The following is an 18,121-nucleotide window of genomic DNA, read 5'->3' as shown; positions in this document are numbered from 1 at the left end:
TTATGTTATCTCTAATGTATGCGAGTACGTATTAAAGTGATAACCTTTTACTGTTAATATTGTGTAATTTTTACTCAAACATTCTCACTTCTATTCATCATAATCCAAATCATCTTCATCAACATTGATAAAATCAGGCTCAGGCATATGCTTAAAACGTACTGCATGAATATGAGTATCTTTTTGCAATTGAGCTTTTGCTACTCGATGCATACCATCCATCACACGCCCATCTATACATAAAATAATTGGGTAACTAAGATCCGCATCCTGAATGAGTTGAATATGTTCAATAATTTGCTGTGTCGTTGGAGAACCTTGAGGAAACCAATAAGCTTCATGAAGTTCTTGAATTTCAGTCAATAAAACTGATTTTACAGACAGGTCTTGCGTTAATTCAACCAAACGATGTACATCCCAAATATAAGTGTTATCACCGACTTTGCGAAAATGGTATTGTTTACGCATTCAACTGTCTCCTATAGTCATTTAAAACAAATAGTATCCATATAAAATCAACATAATATAGAGCAATTCAAATGAAAGACTTCAGCCAGATTCAACTTCATACCATACAATCTGTTTTCACAAAATCTAATACAGGTGAAATTCATTTCGGTGATGTTATTCAGCAATTAATCGCTATTGGTATTGAATCCTATTTTGTCGATTATCGTTGTGGCGAAACCACATATTATTTCCCCAATGGTAAATTTATCCGTCATTCCTTCAAGGCTGAAATTACTGAAATTACACTACATTTTGATCTACAGAAAATCAAACAGGCAATTGCAGGTGCTCAATCTGGACAAGTTATGTATCCACAATTCAAAGAACTCACTTACCTTGCTGGATGTATTGGATATTTTGTATGGATTAAGGGTAAAAATGTGCAGTATTTAGGGCGTCTGGGAGAAGCTCATACTGAGAAATTTCCAGAATCAATATAAGGTTGAGATACCAAAATAAAAAAGACCGCTAAAAAGCGGTCTTTTTTAATCATCAAAGATGATTAAGCAGCTAATGCGCCTTTAGCTTTTTCAGCTAAAGCAGCAAATGCAACTGAGTCATGCATAGCGATGTCAGCAAGTACGCGACGGTCGATGATCACTTGAGCTTTTTTCAAGCCATCGATCATACGGCTGTACGACAAACCATTTTGACGAGCACCAGCATTGATACGTGCAATCCACAAAGCGCGGAATTGACGTTTCTTTTGACGACGGTCACGGTAAGCATATTGACCCGCTTTGATTACTGCTTGGAACGCTACGCGATAAACACGTGAGCGAGCGCCATAGTAACCTTTAGCACGAGCAAGAATTTTTTTATGACGACGATGCGCCTGTACACCACGTTTTACACGAGCCATTTATAAATCTCCTTAGATGTATGGGCACATACGGCGAACTGAAGCAACGTCACTCACGTGAACCATTACACAGCCGCGTAATTGACGAATACGCTTAGCAGATTTTTTGGTCAAAATGTGGCGTTTGAACGCTTGTTTACGCTTGAAACCGTTAGCAGTCGCTTTAAAGCGTTTAGCTGCACCACGGCGAGTTTTCATCTTAGGCATAACAACCTCTTTTGAACACCTGTTCGGAACGTTCGCACCATTGCGATGACGACCTGCAGGTAAGGGAGCCGACATTCTAAAGGATCTTTGCTTAAAACAAAAGCGAAACATGATGCCATTCAACATTTGTTTAGCGTAATTTCCGATCTTAAATTCAGGAATATGTTAAGCCAAATATAATAAAATCTTTATAATCGTCACATCATGATAAAACAAGACCAATATGAACACTGCACATGACGCTTTTGCCGCACTTCGTTATCGTGATTTTTCGATTGTTACAATCAATCAATTTTGTCTGACGCTTGCAATTTTGATCCAAGAAATCATTGTTGCTTATTCTTTGTATCAAATTACTAAAGACCCATTAACACTTGGTTTCATTGGACTTGCTGAAGCCGTCCCCTTTATTGCTTTGTCTCTTTGGGGTGGCTATTTTGCAGATAAATTTAATAAACAAATGATTATGAGAATTTGTCTATTTTTCGCCGTTCCCATGCCTTTAATTTTATGGTGGCTGTTTCATCAGTTCGATCATGGGCAAATTGCTGTAAGTACCCTCTCTTTAGGTATCTATGCAGTAATTTTTGGCTTGGGTACCATTCGTGGTTTTTACAATCCTTCCGCGACTTCTTTAAAGCCTTTTTTAATCCCTCGTGAACTGTATGCCAATGGGGCAACATGGACAACCATTGGTTGGCAAAGTGGCGTAATCATTGGTCCAATGCTGGGTGGTTTCATGCTTGCAGGAATTGGACGTGAAACAAGCCTGCTGTCTGTTGCAGTCTTATTGAGTGTTTGTTTTATTTTAATTTCTTTGCTTTCTAAACGTATGTTCCCGCCTATAGAACACAGCAATTTAAAAGACAGTTTAAGTGAAGGCTTTCGGTTTATTTGGAAAACTAAAATTGTTCTTTGGGCAATTTCTCTTGATTTAGTTTCAGTTCTGTTTGGTGGTGTGATTGCCTTATTGCCTATTTTTGCTGAAGATATTTTAAAAATTGGGCCTGAAGGTTTAGGCTATTTACGTGCAGCTCCCTCTATTGGTGCATTGATCACCATGATTGCGCTAACCAAATTTCCACCTACACATCATGCATGGCGTAATATGCTCCTCGCTGTTGCTGGATTTGGCGTCTTTACCCTCATTTTTGCATTCTCAAATTATCTTTGGTTATCTTTATTTGCCTTAGCCATGACAGGCGCTTGCGATAGTATTTCAGTGGTTGTTCGTCAAACCATTTTACAGATTTATCCGCCTGAAAATATGCGGGGTCGTGTGGCTGCTGTGAATGGTATGTTTGTATCGAGTAGCAATGAACTTGGGGCTTTTGAATCGGGACTTGCAGCAAAATACATGGGAACAATTGCCGCTACAGTTTTTGGTGGTTGTATGACCATTGCTGTTGTCGTTTTAAGTTGGATGAAGACTTCTGACTTATTTAAACTTGATATTACTCAAGCTGAACACCCCGATAAAGACCTTTAAGGTGTACTGTCAACTCATGTGTAAAATAATGATTAAAAACTGGCAATACATAATTTTCTATTGCGATCATTCTCATTTAAGGAAATACTTGACGGCATTTTAAACCTGACATGTTTTGCATCGGTCTGTGCTCTGTGAATATCAACATGAAAAAACTCATTCAACTTACGCTTTTATCTATAAGCAGTGCTTTTAGCTTGGCACATGCAGCAGACTCAAGTCAGTTACAAAAACTTGAACCTGAAACCATTACGGCTGAGTCTACACATCTCACAACACGTATTGAATGGACTCAATTTCCACGCATTCAATACAACAGCTCAGAGCTCTCAGGACAAAATCGTTCTGCAATTATTCGTGTAAAAGCCAATAAACAAGGTCATGTCACTGATGCTGATATTCAAGAAAGTACAGGTGTTAAAGCACTCGATCAAAAACTGATTCGCGCAGTAGAACAAGCTGAAGTTAAACCACATCAAGAAAATGGCAATAAAAAATCTATTGTGGGTTATCAAACATTTACGCTTCGTTTAAAAGATGCGACTGATCAAACTCAAAGTAATGCTGTATGTAAATATAGTTTCAACTCAGAAGTTTGGCATAGGCAGTCCAAAGATAAATCAACAGCATTTAAATACTCGCAACAACCGAGCTTAAGCCTAGATCAAACTCTTTTAAAATTTAAAGATCGTACTGTGAAATTTAAATTTAAGGTCAATAAGCAAGGTGAAGTAACGCAAGTTAAATTGAAAAAACTTTCAGGTGTAAATGCGATTGATCAAGCTGTTTACAATGCCCTTTCAAACAGTAAAGTTGAGTTAAAACGTACTGCATCAACGCTATGGATGTATAAAAAGCATACGTTAAAAGATGAAATTCAGTTCAAAATGGATGATTGTCATTAAAAACAAATCACTCTAGAAAATGCCTAAAAATATCAGGTAGATAAATATATATCTGCCTGTTTTTGCTACAGCAACAATCAATAAAAAACGCCAAAAATTTTCTTTGAATAAACCTGCAATTAGCGTAATTGGATCACCAATAATCGGAGTCCAACTCAGCAATAATGACCAAAAGCCATATTTTTGATAAATCACAGCAGCTTTCAGCATATTCTTTTCTGAAATAGGAAACCATTTTCGATCTTTAAAACGCTCAATGCGTAAACCTAAAAACCAATTCACACATGAACCTAAAATATTTCCAACAGATGCACAAATCAATAATAAAGCAACAGAATAGTGGTCTTGCCACAAAAGCCCAACCAATATGGCTTCAGATTGCAAAGGAAGTAAAGTTGCTGCACCAAAAGCAGAAAGGAATAATAAGAAATAAGCCATCGTAATCAACTTACTTTTTTGAGATCATAAAGACATAAAACAAAAGAGATTATCCTCAAAATGTATAAAATAATTTTCTTAACCATACTTTTAGTCGCTTTATCAACATCAAGCATAGCCAATGAATACTCTCAAAAAGCTGAAATTGTCACATATGAACAAGTTCAGTGGTTGCAAAAACCGCATTTAAAAAACCATGACTTATTTAACTTTCCCACAGGAAATTATGAGCTTACTGTCAGAATAAACGCTAATTCAGAAGGAATAATTAAAAGTATCTATATTCTTAAAAGTTCAGGATTGAGTCAACTCGATCAGTATGTGACAGAACAAGTCCATAAAGCGAAATTTAAACCCTATACGAAAAATGGTATCGCATCTGATTTCAATGTAGAACAGCCCTTTGTTGTCATTATTCCTAAAATACAAGAGAAATCATGGTGGCAAAAAATTTTATGGTATTAATTTCAGTATAAACCTTCATGAATAAATACTTTATTAATAGGCTCAACTTTTTTATTTAAATTTATAATTAAAAAAACAACAAGATAAAAAGTTAAGCATAAAATGCTCATTAAGAGAAAAATAATGAACCCCAAATACCGCATTGGTATTGTAAAATACGATAAAAACTCACTGTAACGATTAAGCATTCAAAGGAAATAAAGAAATGTCCAAAAAATATTTACGTCACCTTCATTTCCTTATCCAACATTGTTATCTACACATCATAAGTTGAGCATTTTTTTCGTTTTACGATACTGAATATTTGAAGCAATCAATGCAATTAGAATCGCTCCGATCCGCACCCATTGATAACGCTGTGCAATTGAGTCAAGAATAGTACGAACTATCGTTGGATCTTGTGATGAAATATGTGGATAAACACTTTGAATATGAATAATTTCAGCAATATATAAAATTAAACAGGCAACAATACCAGCAATAATACTCCAATAAATTTTTGAATTGGTTTCTAAAATTTTCGTAAAATTTAAAAAGAAATCTTTCATCACCAATACCTACCGATCAATCATCATGAATCTAAAAAAAAACCACTCAAAGTGGTTTTTAATTTTAACACAAAATATTTACTAAACTTTTATGGATAATGCTCTTTGCACCGCAGGACGTGCCGTTAAACGCTCGACATATTCTTTCACATAAGGATAATCATCAAGATCAATCTGTTGCCATTCATGACGTAGCACCCAAGGAAGAATTGCCATATCCGCAATCGAGTATTCCCCTGCTACATTTTTTTGACCAATCAATTGTTTATTCAGCACAGCATAGAGTCTTTTTGTTTCAGTTACATAGCGATCAATCGCATATGGTATTTGTTCTTTGGCGAATTTTCCAAAATGATGATTCTGCCCAAGCATAGGTCCAAAACCACCCATTTGCCACATTAACCACTGTTCAACTTCAACACGGTCTTGTTCATTTTCAGGATAATACAAACCTGTTTTACGACCTAAATATTGTAAAATTGCACCCGATTCAAACACAGAAATCGGCTCACCATTGGGACCATTTTGATCGACGATTGCAGGAATTTTATTGTTTGGAGAAATCCGTAAAAAATCAGGTTGAAATTGATCATTCTCTAAAATATTGATGGGAAATATTTGATATTCAAGCCCCATTTCTTCTAAAGCAATCGTAATTTTATGACCATTGGGTGTACCCCAATAATATAAATCAATCATGTTGGTTACCTTTTGCCTTTATCGTTTTTTACATCACATTATTGAACTTTATCGCTAGTTATAGCATGTTTCATTACAATAAACAGTAGAATTTATTCTAATTAATTCTTCCATTTAACAACCCACTATTAAGAAAATTTATTTTTTTTAATTTTTTTCTTGAAATCTAAAAAAGCAATCCTATATTTAAAGTACAGCAATAATTGCTGTAGGTTCTGCAAATGCAGAGACAAAAATATTATTTATATAACTTTGCTAATTTTAGGAGGTTCTATCAATGAGCAATTTAAGTCTCAGCCCATTATTCCGTCGTAGTATTGGTTTTGACCGACTCAATGACTTGTTCGATTATGCTATGCAAAGTGAAGTATCAAATTATCCGCTATATAATATTGAAAAAACGGGTGACAATAACTATCGTATAGTTGTGGCTACAGCAGGTTTTACTGAAGATCAAATTGAGATCAATCTTGAAAACCAAGTGCTCACTATTACAGGTAAAGCAACTGAAGAAAAGTCAGATACGACGGTTGAATTTTTACACAAAGGTATTTCTGATCGTTCATTTAAACTATCTTTACGCTTAGATGAACATATTGAAGTACAACGAGCAGACTATGATCATGGTTTGTTAAAAATAGAATTGAAACGTATTATTCCTGAAGAAAAGTTACCTCGGCATATTCCAATTAGCCGAAAAGTAACACAACAACTTGCTTCACCTGAAGTAAAATAAAAGCTATAAAAAAAGCACTGCTTATGCAGTGCTTTTTTTAAATCAAAGAGCGATTACTTTTTCTTTTTAGGACCAAGTAACATACCCATTTGACGACCTTCCATTTTTGGTGATTGCTCAACGATACCAAACTCAGCAACATCAGCTTCAATTTTTTGCAATTGAGCTAAGCCGATTTGTTGGTGAGCCATTTCACGACCACGGAAACGTAAAGTAATTTTGACTTTATTACCTTCTTCTAAGAAACGAAGAATAGCACGCAGCTTGATATTGTAGTCACCAATGTCAGTACCTGGACGCAACTTAATCTCTTTGACCTGAACCTGATGCTGTTTCTTTTTAGCATCTTTCTGTTTTTGCTTCAGATCAAATAAATGTTTGTTGAAATCCATGATTTTACAAACAGGTGGTTCTGCATTTGCCACAATCTCAACAAGGTCAAGATCTACTTCTTCAGCAGCACGTAGCGCTTCAGCAAGTGAAACGATACCTTTTTGTTCACCATCTGCGGCAACAAGACGGACTTCTTTAGCCTTAATCTCATCATTTAATGCAGGGCGATTGCTTTTAGCACCTTGTTGTTGGTTACGGTCAGGCTGTTTAATCTTTCTTACTCCACAATATACCGGCCACGTTCGGCTACGGCTACTTTCACTAGGTCAATAAATGCATCAACTGACATAGTCCCTAAATTTTGTCCAGAACGGGTACGAACATTTACAGTACCTTCTTCTACTTCACGATCACCAAGAACCAATAAGTATGGAATACGTTCTAAAGTACGCTCACGAATCTTAAAGCCGATTTTCTCATTTCTCAAGTCTGAAATTGCTCGAATTCCATTTTCTTTGAGTTTTGCGACCACTGACTCGCATGCAACCGCTTGAGAATCGGTAATATTCATGACACATGCTTGCATTGGTGATAACCAAGGTGGCATGAATCCTGCGTAATGTTCAATCAGTATACCAATAAAACGCTCAAAACTGCCAAGAATTGCACGATGCAACATCACAGGATGGTCACGATCGTTATCTTCAGTTACATAAGATGCATCTAAGCGTAATGGTAAGTTGAAGTCACACTGAATTGTACCACATTGCCAAACACGACCTAAGCTGTCTTTAAGTGAAAATTCAATTTTTGGACCATAGAATGCACCTTCACCTGGTTGAAGCTCCCAATCTAAACCTGCTGCATTTAATGCATCTTCAAGTGATTTTTCAGCAACATCCCAAAGTTTATCATCACCCACACGTTTTTCAGGACGTGTCGACAATTTCATTTGTACATCTTCAAAACCAAAATCTTTGTAGACATCCAAAGTTAATGCAATAAAATCTGCAACTTCTTGACCAATTTGTTCAGTCGTACAGAAGATATGCGCATCGTCTTGAGTAAAGCCACGTACACGCATAATGCCGTGTAGTGAACCCGATGGTTCGTTACGGTGACATGAACCAAACTCAGCTAAACGAATTGGAAGATCACGATAAGACTTCAAACCTTGGTTAAACACTTGAACGTGACATGGGCAGTTCATCGGTTTAACCGCATAATTACGGCTTTCAGAATGTGTCGTAAACATGTTGTCTGCATAATTTGCAGCATGACCTGATTTTTCCCACAACGTAAAGTCTACAATTTGTGGAGTTTTAATCTCTTGATAGCCATTGTCTTGCTGAATTTTACGCATGTACTGTTCAAGTACTTGGTAAATTGTCCAACCATTTGGATGCCAGAACACCATACCTGGTGCTTCTTCTTGCATATGGAACAAGTCTAAAGCTTTACCAATTTTACGATGGTCACGCTTTTCAGCTTCTTCAATACGTTTTACATATGCAGCTAATTCTTTCTTGTCTGCCCAAGCTGTACCGTAAATACGTTGTAGTTGTTCATTCTTCGCATCACCACGCCAGTAAGCACCAGAGATTTTAGTGAGTTTGAATGATTTTAAGAATTTAGTATTTGGAACGTGCGGACCACGGCACATATCTAAATAATCTTGATGGTAATACAAGCCCATTTGTGTTTCTTCAGGCATGTCGGCAATCAAGCGTAATTTGTATTCTTCACCACGTGCTGTGAATTCTGCAATCACTTCGTCACGAGGAGTCATTTTTTTGATAACTTCATAATCTTGATCGATGAGCTTTTTCATACGCTCTTCGATTGCAGCCATGTCATCTAAAGTAAATGGGCGTGGCATCCAAATATCATAGTAGAAACCTTCTTCAATGACAGGACCAATCACCATTTTAGCTTCTGGGAAAAGTTGTTTTACTGCATGACCTACCAAGTGAGCACATGAATGACGAATGATTTCCACACCTTCTTGATTTTTAGGTGTAATAATTTCAAGCGTAGCATCTTCGGTAATGAGGTCACTTGCATCAACCAAACGACCATTTACTTTTCCTGCAACTGTATTTTTTGCAAGACCAGGTCCAATACTCTGTGCTACTTCCATAACAGAAACAGCTTGGTCAAAACTTTTTTGATCGCCATTTGGCAATGTGATAATAGGCATAAAAAATCCTTAAGGAGTGATGCCCCGTACCATGGAGCATGTCACCGCGAGATTATGATCGAGACGAGCTCAAAAGATAAAATCGGTGGAACAAAATTAAAGTCCGTAGAATTTTACACCTTTAATGCAGTTTGATAAACCATTAGCTACATCTTACCCTTAGCTATTCTTAAAAAAATCGATTAAAGTCATCTCTAAATATGTTTCGCCTCAATGATAACAATTACTCTCTAAAAGTTTCCCATGCTTCAAAAACATTATTTTTATAACAATAAAGCTGAGAAAATTGCGGAATAATTGCTTCACTTTGCGTTGGTCTTAAAAAAACATAATCATCGACATCAATTTGAGTTGTTTTTGAAACATTCACTAACTCTTGATTAGAACTTCGTCCGTACAACAAATGTGGATGCGCTCCTTTCGGATAAACATAATCTGCCATCCAATATCCACCATAAATAAATAAAGCTTTATCTTTATGGGGTAATTTACTCAGCAATGGCATTCCTGGTAATTCTGTATTTTCAAGCACTTTTAGCACTGGACTAGCAATCCATAAGGCGGGCTTTAACGCTTCTAAATGTGTACTGTCAAAATCACTTGGTTTGAGTAACATTGAACCAAAAGATAGATCATTACAAACACTTTGTTTCACGTGAAAATTAAAACTTGGACTACCACCACCATTTAAACAAAGTTCCTCATGCCAAAGCTGCGGAAATTGTGCTTGAATAATTTCTATAAAATGTTGATAAATTTGCTGTGATTCAGCATATGCCACATCGGCTTTTTTGATAATAGAAGGTAGTTTGGTCACATGTGCATCGTAGCCCATTAGACCACTGAATTTAAGCTGTTCAGGATGTGCTTCTATGATTTTCAACAGTGCAACCAATTCTTGTGCACTTGATACTCCCCCTCTGTGTAATCCCACATCAATTTCAATATTGATCTGTAACCTTACAGCATAACGCCTTGCGATATCCAAATAAGCAATTAAACGCTGTGGTGTATCGACAATCCATTGAATATTTGAAGTATTCCAAGATGTAAATCTCAGATAAAAATATTCAACAGTACTTGCAGGCATAGGCTTCCCCATCAATACATCTGCCGAGCTAAAGCTTTCTAAAATGGGTAAAATTTGCGGTAAATGAAATACCATAAAGCGTTGTGTTTGAAAATGTGTAGCGACAGTTTGCAGAAGTTGTAAACTCGCTAAAGACTTCACTACCAAACGTGGTTTTAAATGCTTATTTTTATGTAGCTGTTGCTCTGCATGCTGTATATTTCGTTTAAGTTGATCCTCATCTAGAATTAAACGAGGTAAACCGAATGCTGAATGACGCAAATCCTGATTTAATTGTTGAAAAAAGGCATGTGCTTGAGCATTTTTAACCATTTCATTTCCTTCGTTATTTTCTATAATTTTCTTTAACAGTTATTGACTATAAAATAGCTTTTGTAAATATGGATTTAAAAACTTTTTACTTGGATCAAGCTGTTCACGAATCTGCATAAAATCACCCCATTTAGGATATAGCTCACGTAATTGTTGATGATTTAGCGTATGCATTTTGCCCCAATGTGGTCGCCCTTGATACTTACGTAATATCGGCTCAATAACATTGAATAGCAAATATGGATCTTGTTTATAGTATTGATGCACTGAAATGGAGATCGAATCTTGCTGATAAAAAGGACTCAACCAAATATCATCACTTTTCACAAAGCGAAATTCTAAAGGGAAAAAAGTCTGTACTTTATGCTTTCGCATCACCACTAAAATTTCTTGCAAACACGCTAAACCTTGATCGACAGGAATTTGATATTCCATTTCATTAAAACGTGTATTGCGTGGTGTTGGAAAAATCTGACTCGACCAATCAATAAAAGTCGTCGGTTTTACAAAGACACCTAATAATTTTTGCAAATACGGATTAGCCGATGGAAAGGCTTTACTTATTTCAGAACATATCGTCAGTAAACCATCTTCCGATGGCCAAGATTTTTTGCGAGGTTGAATTTCCTCATCAGTCATATCCAAAGTTTTCAACATGAGTTGAGCATTGTGTGAAAAGACAAAACATTCAATATGCCGATGCTCGGTTTTCCATTGTTGAATATTCGTCAGCATATCGGTCACAGGACAGAGTTTCACATGCTCTTTGAGTTTATAACGTGGCTTATTTTGCATAGTAATTTTGGTCAAAATCCCTAGACTGCCGAGCGATACACGTCCTGCATTAAAAATATCGCTATTTTCCGTAGGACTGCATTGCAACAATTCACCCGATGCTGTGAGCAATTCAAACTGCTCTACATAACCTGAAATACAATACAAATCTGCGCCTGTACCGTGTGTTCCTGTTGACACGGCACCAGCTAAACTTTGCTGATCAATATCGCCTTGTTGCATCAGCGATTGATTCAGTGGCTGTAAAAATTGATCTAAATCATACAGTCGAGTCCCTGCTAATATTGTTGCTGTGCATTGTTCTTGTTCAACATGTTCTACACCTGATAAGTGATCAAGTGACAATAAAGTTGCATCTGTTGCCACTAAAGGCGTGAATGAATGGCTTGCCCCTGCGACACGAATTTTGTCATGATCTCGGACAATGATTTTGAGTTCATCAATATTGTGCGGTTTAAAAATTTGCTGTGGATTTGATGTTTGAAATCCCGACCAATTGTTCCATGTATATTTTTTTAATATGCTCATTGGCTACTCCTTAGCCCTTATTTTCCTACGATGTGGATATTGCGGATGGCTTTGTTTATTCATCTTGATATCAATTTTGAGTGACGGCTGTTTTAGAATTACCCCGATTGGTGCGTAAGTCTAATTCAGCTTTGATTACGTCTTTTGGGCGAGTGACTGCATCATAGTGCCGTTGCTCTTGAGGTATACTAAATTGCTGAGCAAGTTGTTGATAAACTGTCTGAAATGCTGCATGTGTCCATTGACCATATAAAGTATGACCACCCTCATAGGCTTGTTGCTGATATTCCTCATACGTCGTGATATAGCCCATATAATCATTACAATACGATGCCAACCAAACCTGATCTGCCGAAGTCGATAATTGGTGTTTCACTGTTTGTACTAAACGAGCACCTGCCACTGTAGTAATTTCACCCGCACAACAAATCAGACTAAGTCGCCCAATTTTTATTATTTGTAAAGGAATAACCTGTGGAACCAATAAACTTTCTTTAATTGCTCCTGCTTTATATTGACGATTCATCTCAGCAATTACAGGATCAAAAATACTTGGAACAACATCCAAAGATTTCCCTAAAAGCCGATGATCACCTGCTTCAATCACAATATTTTTCACCCCTTGCGATGCATACAGCGCTTTGTGCTTTTCATATTCAACAGAGGTTGTATTTTTTAAACGCTTTATACGCAATGCTTTAGAAGCAAGATGCATGATATGAATAATCGCTTTTGGCGCACCCAAACCATCCACGGGTGTTCCTGCAAAAAAAGGGACACCGTGGCATGGCTGACTTGTTTTCTGCCTCAATTGCCCAAATGCAAACTCTGGTGAAATTTCAACATTAGCCAAATCGCTATACATTAGGATTGCATCAATACCTCCCTCAATAAGTTGTGTATTTTCAATATTTAGAGCTTGAAGGGCTTGTTCTGCCTGATATTGTCCATTTTTCTGGGCATATAAATATTCTTGCTCGCATTTAATTTTTTGACGAATTTTTAACTGATTTTTACCATGAAAATGTGGGGATACATCCCCCGCTGTCGCCTGTGCAAAAATAGCTATAGCATCATCAGATTGAGTCAATTGCAGTAATTGCTGTTCTGCAAATGCAGCGGCATAACCTTTATTGTCACCATCGTGGGCATTTAAGGTATTACCTAAACAAGTCGCATGCACACCAAAGAACGAAATGAACGATTGTAATTTTCCTTGCCGATAAAACCCGAGTAATTGCATTTCACGTTGAATAGCTAAATGGGTTTGCTGCTCAGTTTTTTGTTCAACATCTGTATTTCGGTTATATGCCTGCAATGAACGATTCCATGCCACAGGAGTTTCAGGCAAAAATGCCGTAGATGTCATACGAATTTCAGTATCTTGTGCAGATGCAATCGCTTGAACAACACTCTCAACAATCGAATTCACTATCGCTTGTAAATACTCAGGAACAAATCCTGGTGTTGGCATATTATATAAAGCCTCAAAACCGCAACCACCGGGTGCTGAATGTGTATGTGTTGCCATTAAAGCGAAATAGCTCTCTTGAAATGCTGTTCCCAATTGTTGTTGTAATTGCTGCACTACCCCTTGACGCATCGCATAAGTAATGCAGCCCAAATCTACACAACACAATAATAAACGCTGCCCAGATGCATCTTGAATACTAAAACTTCGTGCATAAAGTGCGGTTCTTATTGTTGTTGCACGATGCGTCCACATACCATAACCAAACATTGCATAACCTGTTGGCTCAATTTTTATTTCTTGTTTATTCCAACCCACATGATACATAGACCATCCCTGATATTTTAAACCCATAAATCCTGATTGAAAGTTAAGCAGATTTATGCAATATACAATAGGGGAAACTATCATAAAAATAGGGGGCAAATCGGACACATGCCATATCATCATCTACATAAAAATCAAACACATTTCATGCCTCCTACACTCATTTCAGGCTTAATTCATTATGCTGAACAACATCAACTCGATTATTCTTCATGGTTTGATGGGCTAGATATTCATCTTAATCAACTTCGCCAAGGTGAAGGTTTCCTTGATTTCCAAACCATCAGTCACATCATTCAACGTGCGGTAGAGCACCATGACCCCAAATTACCTCTAGGTTTACTGATTGGTAGTAATGAAGCATTAATTTCAATGGGAATTTTAGGCTTTACCATGCGCTCATGTAGAAATATTGAAGAGGCATTAAACCTTGGCCTGCATTACCATCCTATTTCAGGAAGCGCACTCGATTTACACGTTCAAATTAACCATCAAATTTTAGAACTGACTGTTACCGAACGACAGCCCAATGCTTTTCTTCTGCCTTTTTTCTGTGATGAAGTGCTTGCAAGTATTACCACTTTTTTAAAAAGCATGATTGGGGAGCACAAGAGTTTACTGAGCATTGAGTTAAGTTATGCAGCCCCTGAGAATATTTCGCTTTATCAAGATATTTTTAACTGTCCGATCAGCTTCAATGCAACTCGAAACTGTATTCGTTTTGATGCCAATATTCTAAGTCATCCCTTAAATAGTCACAGCCCTGCGAACTATATGGCAGCGATTCAAATTTGCGAGCAAACTTATGCTTCTTTTCAAAAGATGAATCAACCTGATTACCATCAAAAAATTTATCATCTCATTGAACAACATTTACCTGAACGCTTAAATATGGAGCACATTGCACAACTTTTTAAGATCAGCGAACGACAACTACGCCGAATTCTACTGATTGAAGGTCTAAATTTTCAGAGTATTCGTCAAGAGGTTTTACAAGACAAAGCAATGCAATTAATGAATAATAACTGCTCTATTACTGATATTAGTACGCAATTGGGTTTTAGTGAACTACGTGAATTTAGACGGGCATTTAAAAAATGGACGGGAGAAGCACCATTAAATTATAAAAAAACTAAACTGCTTAGTTCAGTTTTTTAAACCATGATCAATCGACATCATTAACCAACTTATTAAATTCAAATAATAACCATAAATATCATAAACTTAAAATATAAAACCTGATATTTTATTACACATAAAATCTCTCATTATTTCAACATAAAAGATACACCCGACTAAAGAATAAATGCATTCGCATCAAAGAATGCATATCTTTTAAACACGGAAATACAATAAATATAGATGGAGTTGAACATGGTTAGTGCTTACGATGAATTACCTCGCACGACAGCAAATTTTGTTGCATTATCGCCTTTGCGTTATTTAGAACGTGCTGCATACATTTATCCATATCAGGATGCGATTATTCATGGTGAGCGCCGTATTTCATGGCGCGATACTTATACGCGCTGTCGCCAATTTGCAGATCAATTGCAAAAATTGGGGATTGGTAAAAATGATACTGTTTCAGTTTTATTGCCCAATATTCCAGCCATGATTGAAGCACATTTTGCTGTACCCATGGCAGGTGCAGTACTCAATACACTCAACACTCGCCTTGATGCAAAAACGCTTGCATTTATGATTGAGCATGCAGAATCTAAAGTTTTGCTGGTCGATCCTGAATTTGCAGCGGTAGCTCAAGAAGCACTAGCTCTAGTTTCACAAGAAATTTTCGTGATTGATGTTGCTGATGTTGAATATGAAAATCATGCAACAGCAATCAGCATTGGTCAGATTCAATATGAAGATTGGCTCCAAGCAGGTGATGAAAATTTTGAATGGAAGTTGCCTAATGATGAATGGGATGCGATTAGCCTGAACTACACATCAGGTACAACGGGTAATCCAAAAGGCGTGGTGTATCACCATCGTGGTGCGTATATTAATGCTGCAAGTAATATTATTGCCTGTGGAATGACCCCACGCTGTAAATATCTATGGACACTCCCACTCTTCCATTGTAATGGTTGGTGTTTTGCTTGGACAATTGCTGCGAATGGCGGTACCAATATTTGCTTACGAAAAGTCGATCCTATACTTGTTTATCAATTGATTGATCAACACAAAGTTGATTATTTCTGCGGTGCACCTATTGTACTTTCTATGCTGATCAACACACCAAAAGCACAACAAATTAAATTTAATCATCGTGTAGAAGTAATGGTTGCGGGTGCAGCACCTCCTGCGGCAATTATTGAAGGCATGCATCATATTGGTGTACAAGTGAATCATGTTTATGGCTTAACTGAAACCTATGGTCCATCTGCACTTTGTGCTTCACAAGCAGGTTGGAGTGAGCTTTCCATTCAAGAGCAAGCCCAATTGCACTCACGTCAGGGTGTCCCATATCCGCTACAAGATGGTATGCGTGTACTTGATCCTGAAACCATGCAACCCGTTCCCAATGATGGCACAACCATGGGAGAAATCATGTTCCGTGGTAACATTGTAATGAAAGGTTATTTAAAAAATACCCAAGCCACTGAAGATGCCTTTAAAGGTGGATGGTTTCATACAGGTGATCTTGCTGTTTGCCAACCTGATGGCTATGCAAAAATCATGGATCGCTCAAAAGATATTATTATTTCAGGTGGTGAAAATATTTCATCCCTTGAAGTCGAAGAAGTACTTTATACCCATCCTGCCATTATGACTGCTGCTGTAGTTGCAAAACCTGATCCACGTTGGCAAGAAGTTCCATGTGCTTTTATTGAACTTAAACAAGGTGCTGAGACTACACCTGAAGATGTAATTGAGTTTTGTAAGCAACACTTAGCACGATTCAAAGTACCTAAAGATGTCGTAATTGGGGATATTCCAAAAACATCAACAGGTAAATTACAAAAATTTATTTTACGAGAATGGGCAAAAGAACGCTCAGTAGGTGAATTTAGCTAAGATTCCCCTCTTCATTTGATTCAATAAAGAAGTCAGTCACTTGAGAGTGGCTTTTTTTATTGACTTTATATCGCGTACAAATAACTTAATTTTTTTCTATTTTCTAAAAATCAAGCAAAAAAAAGCGACTCATTTGAGTCGCTTTTTTTCAATCATTAATCATCGAAATGATTATTGACCTACAGTACGGCTACCAGAAATCGTCGCGAATACACGACGGTTCATAGCACGACCTTCTTTAGTTTTGTTGTCAGCAATCGGTTGATCCCAAGCGAAACCTTGAGTAGACAAACGAGAAGCATCAACGTTGTATTCATTTACAAGTGCAGATTTAACAGAGTTAGCACGAGCTAAAGATAAACGTTCGTTTAACTTACGTGGACCAGTGTTATCTGTATGACCTTCAATACGAGCAGTCGCATTCGGGAATTCAGCTAATTTTTCAGCTACTTTCGCAACTTCTGGTTTGTATTGATCTTTGATGTTTGATTTGTTTGTATCAAAGAACACACGAAGTTCCATGTTCAAATCTTCAACAACTGGCTCAGCTGGAGCAACAGGCATTGGAGCTGGTTCAACTGGAGCAACTTCTACTACAGGAGCAGCAGGCTTCAAGTGACCACCAAGAACTACGTTAAGACCAGCTAAAGCTGTATAACGCCAGTATTTTTCATCAAAGTCATAAGTACTACGAGCTTCTGTACGAAGAGAAAGAACATCGTTCAAACGCCAAAATACACCTGCACCAGCATTACCGATAGTATCTTTTTTATCATCAGGACTATATGAACCAAAATCAGTTTTAGTTTGACCAGCACCTAACAATACATAAGGTTTGATTTTGCTATCATAATTTTTAGTGATCAAATCAGAAGTAGCATAAAAGTTACCAGCAATAGTACTTTGCTTGTATTCAGCACCACCAGTATTACCGTCTAAATCACCCTTAACTTGATTATATTCAGCTTCAAAGCCTAACCAAGGCGTAAGTTCAACACCAAGTGCAGCACCAACGAATAAATCGTCTTGTAGTTCAGCACTAGAAGTTAACTTATTGTTGTTATGATCAGTGTCTTGGACAGTATAACCAACCATTAATGGGGTTACAGTTATGCCAGCATTAGCTGCAACTAAAGGTGCAGCAACAAGCATAGCTAGTGCGATACGACTCAATTTCATGGATAT

At 37.1% G+C, this 18,121-nt stretch carries 19 protein-coding genes; 7 read left to right on the top strand and 12 right to left on the bottom strand.

Annotated elements, in window-relative coordinates:
* Positions 1-90 precede the first annotated feature (90 nt).
* A complete protein-coding gene (locus tag ACK1JC_RS02955) occupies positions 91-468 on the bottom strand; it encodes a hypothetical protein (protein ID WP_409510360.1) in 378 nt (125 codons plus the stop codon).
* A 71-nt stretch (positions 469-539) separates the two neighbouring features.
* Between ACK1JC_RS02955 and ACK1JC_RS02950 the strand changes: the two genes are divergently transcribed.
* Positions 540-950, top strand: a complete 411-nt coding sequence (locus ACK1JC_RS02950; protein WP_409510359.1) for a DUF1398 family protein — start codon at positions 540-542, stop codon at positions 948-950.
* A gap of 62 nt (positions 951-1,012) precedes the next feature.
* Here the strand turns inward: ACK1JC_RS02950 and rplT are convergent, their stop codons facing one another.
* Together rplT and rpmI are read right to left on the bottom strand one after the other, a co-directional pair.
* Positions 1,013-1,372 (bottom strand): 50S ribosomal protein L20, encoded by a 360-nt coding sequence (rplT, locus tag ACK1JC_RS02945; protein WP_004723060.1) that lies wholly within the window; start codon positions 1,370-1,372, stop codon positions 1,013-1,015.
* Positions 1,373-1,384: 12 nt separating this feature from the next.
* Entirely contained in the window at positions 1,385-1,579 is a 195-nt protein-coding gene (gene rpmI / locus ACK1JC_RS02940) for a 50S ribosomal protein L35 (protein WP_004278281.1), read from the bottom strand.
* A gap of 223 nt (positions 1,580-1,802) precedes the next feature.
* Between rpmI and ACK1JC_RS02935 the strand changes: the two genes are divergently transcribed.
* Both ACK1JC_RS02935 and ACK1JC_RS02930 read left to right on the top strand, forming a co-directional pair.
* Positions 1,803-3,068, top strand: coding sequence for an MFS transporter (locus ACK1JC_RS02935; protein WP_409510358.1), 1,266 nt, complete (start codon positions 1,803-1,805; stop codon positions 3,066-3,068).
* A 146-nt stretch (positions 3,069-3,214) separates the two neighbouring features.
* Complete coding sequence (locus ACK1JC_RS02930; protein ID WP_409510357.1) at positions 3,215-3,973, top strand: TonB family protein; 759 nt, start codon at positions 3,215-3,217, stop codon at positions 3,971-3,973.
* A gap of 12 nt (positions 3,974-3,985) precedes the next feature.
* On the opposite strand, the gene ACK1JC_RS02925 is transcribed toward ACK1JC_RS02930, so the two are convergent.
* Entirely contained in the window at positions 3,986-4,411 is a 426-nt protein-coding gene (locus ACK1JC_RS02925) for a YqaA family protein (RefSeq protein ID WP_409510356.1), read from the bottom strand.
* A gap of 60 nt (positions 4,412-4,471) precedes the next feature.
* Here ACK1JC_RS02925 and ACK1JC_RS02920 point away from each other — a divergent pair, with 60 nt between their 5' ends.
* Positions 4,472-4,876 (top strand): TonB family protein, encoded by a 405-nt coding sequence (locus ACK1JC_RS02920; RefSeq protein WP_409510355.1) that lies wholly within the window; start codon positions 4,472-4,474, stop codon positions 4,874-4,876.
* Between the two features lie 263 nt (positions 4,877-5,139).
* Here ACK1JC_RS02920 and ACK1JC_RS02915 read toward each other — a convergent pair whose 3' ends face one another.
* Positions 5,140-5,424, bottom strand: coding sequence for a hypothetical protein (locus ACK1JC_RS02915; protein ID WP_409510354.1), 285 nt, complete (start codon positions 5,422-5,424; stop codon positions 5,140-5,142).
* 81 nt (positions 5,425-5,505) lie between these two features.
* Positions 5,506-6,123 (bottom strand): glutathione S-transferase N-terminal domain-containing protein, encoded by a 618-nt coding sequence (locus tag ACK1JC_RS02910; protein WP_409510353.1) that lies wholly within the window; start codon positions 6,121-6,123, stop codon positions 5,506-5,508.
* A gap of 277 nt (positions 6,124-6,400) precedes the next feature.
* On the opposite strand from ACK1JC_RS02910, the gene ACK1JC_RS02905 reads away from it, so the two are divergent.
* A complete protein-coding gene (locus ACK1JC_RS02905) occupies positions 6,401-6,859 on the top strand; it encodes an Hsp20 family protein (RefSeq protein ID WP_409510352.1) in 459 nt (152 codons plus the stop codon).
* 53 nt (positions 6,860-6,912) lie between these two features.
* On the opposite strand, the gene infC is transcribed toward ACK1JC_RS02905, so the two are convergent.
* The 5 genes from infC to ACK1JC_RS02880 form a co-directional block, all read right to left on the bottom strand.
* A complete protein-coding gene (gene infC, locus ACK1JC_RS02900; protein WP_409510394.1) occupies positions 6,913-7,464 on the bottom strand; it encodes a translation initiation factor IF-3 in 552 nt (183 codons plus the stop codon).
* Positions 7,465-7,469: 5 nt separating this feature from the next.
* Positions 7,470-9,392: a threonine--tRNA ligase gene (gene thrS / locus ACK1JC_RS02895; protein WP_409510351.1), complete on the bottom strand. Its 1,923-nt coding sequence runs from the start codon at positions 9,390-9,392 to the stop codon at positions 7,470-7,472.
* A 223-nt stretch (positions 9,393-9,615) separates the two neighbouring features.
* Positions 9,616-10,794 (bottom strand): alanine racemase, encoded by a 1,179-nt coding sequence (locus ACK1JC_RS02890; protein ID WP_409510350.1) that lies wholly within the window; start codon positions 10,792-10,794, stop codon positions 9,616-9,618.
* Positions 10,795-10,833: 39 nt separating this feature from the next.
* Positions 10,834-12,117 carry a D-arabinono-1,4-lactone oxidase gene (locus ACK1JC_RS02885; RefSeq protein WP_409510349.1) on the bottom strand — a complete coding sequence of 428 codons (1,284 nt, stop codon included), beginning with the start codon at positions 12,115-12,117 and terminating at the stop codon, positions 10,834-10,836.
* A 70-nt stretch (positions 12,118-12,187) separates the two neighbouring features.
* Positions 12,188-13,915 carry a neutral/alkaline non-lysosomal ceramidase N-terminal domain-containing protein gene (locus ACK1JC_RS02880; protein ID WP_409510393.1) on the bottom strand — a complete coding sequence of 576 codons (1,728 nt, stop codon included), beginning with the start codon at positions 13,913-13,915 and terminating at the stop codon, positions 12,188-12,190.
* 108 nt (positions 13,916-14,023) lie between these two features.
* Between ACK1JC_RS02880 and ACK1JC_RS02875 the strand changes: the two genes are divergently transcribed.
* Both ACK1JC_RS02875 and ACK1JC_RS02870 read left to right on the top strand, forming a co-directional pair.
* The gene (locus ACK1JC_RS02875; protein WP_409510348.1) at positions 14,024-15,073 is read left to right on the top strand and encodes an AraC family transcriptional regulator; all 1,050 of its coding nucleotides are present in this window, start codon (positions 14,024-14,026) and stop codon (positions 15,071-15,073) included.
* Positions 15,074-15,289: 216 nt separating this feature from the next.
* On the top strand, positions 15,290-16,936 hold the full coding sequence (locus ACK1JC_RS02870; protein ID WP_409510347.1) for an acyl-CoA synthetase: 1,647 nt from the start codon (positions 15,290-15,292) through the stop codon (positions 16,934-16,936).
* 171 nt (positions 16,937-17,107) lie between these two features.
* Here the strand turns inward: ACK1JC_RS02870 and omp38 are convergent, their stop codons facing one another.
* A complete protein-coding gene (gene omp38, locus ACK1JC_RS02865) occupies positions 17,108-18,115 on the bottom strand; it encodes an outer membrane protein Omp38 (protein WP_409510346.1) in 1,008 nt (335 codons plus the stop codon).
* Between the last annotated feature and the right edge of the window lie 6 nt (positions 18,116-18,121).

The organism is Acinetobacter sp. TY2, from assembly GCF_046269225.1.
GTDB lineage: Bacteria > Pseudomonadota > Gammaproteobacteria > Pseudomonadales > Moraxellaceae > Acinetobacter.
The sequence above is the reverse complement of the archived record's forward strand: the minus strand, read 5'-3'. Positions and strand labels throughout refer to the sequence as shown.